This window comes from Zooshikella ganghwensis DSM 15267 (assembly GCF_000428585.1).
In the GTDB taxonomy this organism is placed as follows: Bacteria; Pseudomonadota; Gammaproteobacteria; order Pseudomonadales; family Zooshikellaceae; genus Zooshikella; species Zooshikella ganghwensis.
On record NZ_AUAF01000347.1, the window covers coordinates 1 to 1,671 of the forward strand.

Below are 1,671 nucleotides of genomic sequence, written 5' to 3' on the forward strand. Positions count from 1 at the left end.
ATACCACACACTTAAGCTTAAACGGTGGTATTTTACTCAGGTGGGTCAAAATTCGATTGCTGCTAGTGGGTCAGTTTTACATTGCTGCTGACAATCAAGTGTCCGATGGCATTAGACCAGTACAAACTCCACATTTTATGCTACATATATAAGTAATTTAAAATTGTCTAGCTTTCAGATACCCAAAATATGAATTTAATTTTTCTTAAATTAATTATTATTTTAAATATTATTGCTTTAGCTTATATAAATCGTGCAAATGCAACCCCATGTTTACAGATAGGCTTTTATGAATCACCTTTTAATTCTCAATTAATACCGGTTTTGAGAGAACTGTATCAATCTGCAGGACTATGTTTTGAAGCTGTCATTGCTCCGTCAAAAAGGCTAGTACAAATGATAAAGTCTGGTAGTATTGATGGAGAGTTTGGCCGTGCAAATATTTTCTTTAGTGAACATAATTATTCATTAATTAAAATTGAGCCACCAATTCTTAGGTTTTATGGAGTTTATGTTACGAAAAACAAAATAGATAAAACTATCTGGAGTAAATCCCTTCTTAGAGGAAAAAAGATTGCATCTATTAGAGGGGTATTTTGGTCAGATTCATTTGCAAAAAAGCAAAACCTTGAGCTTTTTCTGGTTCAAGATGCTAACCAATTAACAAAGATGTTAGAGTATAGTAGGATTGATGGCTTTCTTACAGATACTTTAACATTAAAACTAGCTATTCTTGCGAATAAAATAAATCCTGAAGACTACTGGGTAAGTCCAAGTTTAGTCGATCTATCAGTATATCACTATTTAATTAGCAAGCATTATGAGGTGGCTCCTAGATTAAAAGATATAATTAATTCGTATACAAAGTCAGGATTACTTGATGATTTGATTGAGAAAGAAGTTATAAATGATATTGAGCCAGTAGTTAAGTATGATATTTCAAGTTCCAATGCATGGTACCCTTTTATTTTTGAAAAAAGTACTGGAGAAACTGTTGGAATACTTATAGAGTTGATTCAAGAGATATTAAAGAGAGCAAAAATTAAAGGCTTACCTGTAAAGTTAGGTTCAGAAACCTCAGGGCAGGAAGCGCTTGAACTTAAAGAAGTTGATCTAGATATAAAAAGTCCATCTTGGATGCCTAATGGAAAGTTTGATGATAAATACTTTATATCAAAAAATATTTTGTCTGTAGATGATGTTGTTATTATGCCCAAAGGTAGCAGAGAGGCTAAAGATTTGGGTCTAAACTATAGTGAAAAAGTCGGTACTATAAAAGGTTATGATTATTATGATCAAAAACGTCTCAAACGAGTTGATTTTGAAAATGAAAAAGAATTAATTATTGCTGTAAGTAATAGCGATGTCAAACAAGGAATAATAGGGAAACTAGCAGGTCTTTACTGGTCTGACAAGTTAAAAATAGAAGTAACATTTGGAGCGGTACACACTAATGCTCCTCTTGTCTTGAGAATGCATAAACATCTGACACCTTATAAAGAAAGGGTTAACTCTGCTATAGAACAAATAATAGCTGATGGCACTTTACAAAAGATTCTAGATAAATATCTAACTAGTCAGGGCAATCGCATATAAAAATACAACAAAATCAGTATAATAGGATGATTAGCAACTGACTTAGAGCATCACATTGGAAAAAAATAATACAAT

At 32.0% G+C, this 1,671-nt stretch carries 1 protein-coding gene; it reads left to right on the forward strand.

Annotated elements, in window-relative coordinates; translation table 11 throughout:
• Positions 1-189 precede the first annotated feature (189 nt).
• Entirely contained in the window at positions 190-1,596 is a 1,407-nt protein-coding gene (locus F607_RS0126805; RefSeq protein ID WP_027710438.1) for a substrate-binding periplasmic protein, read from the forward strand.
• The last annotated feature ends 75 nt before the right edge of the window (positions 1,597-1,671 follow it).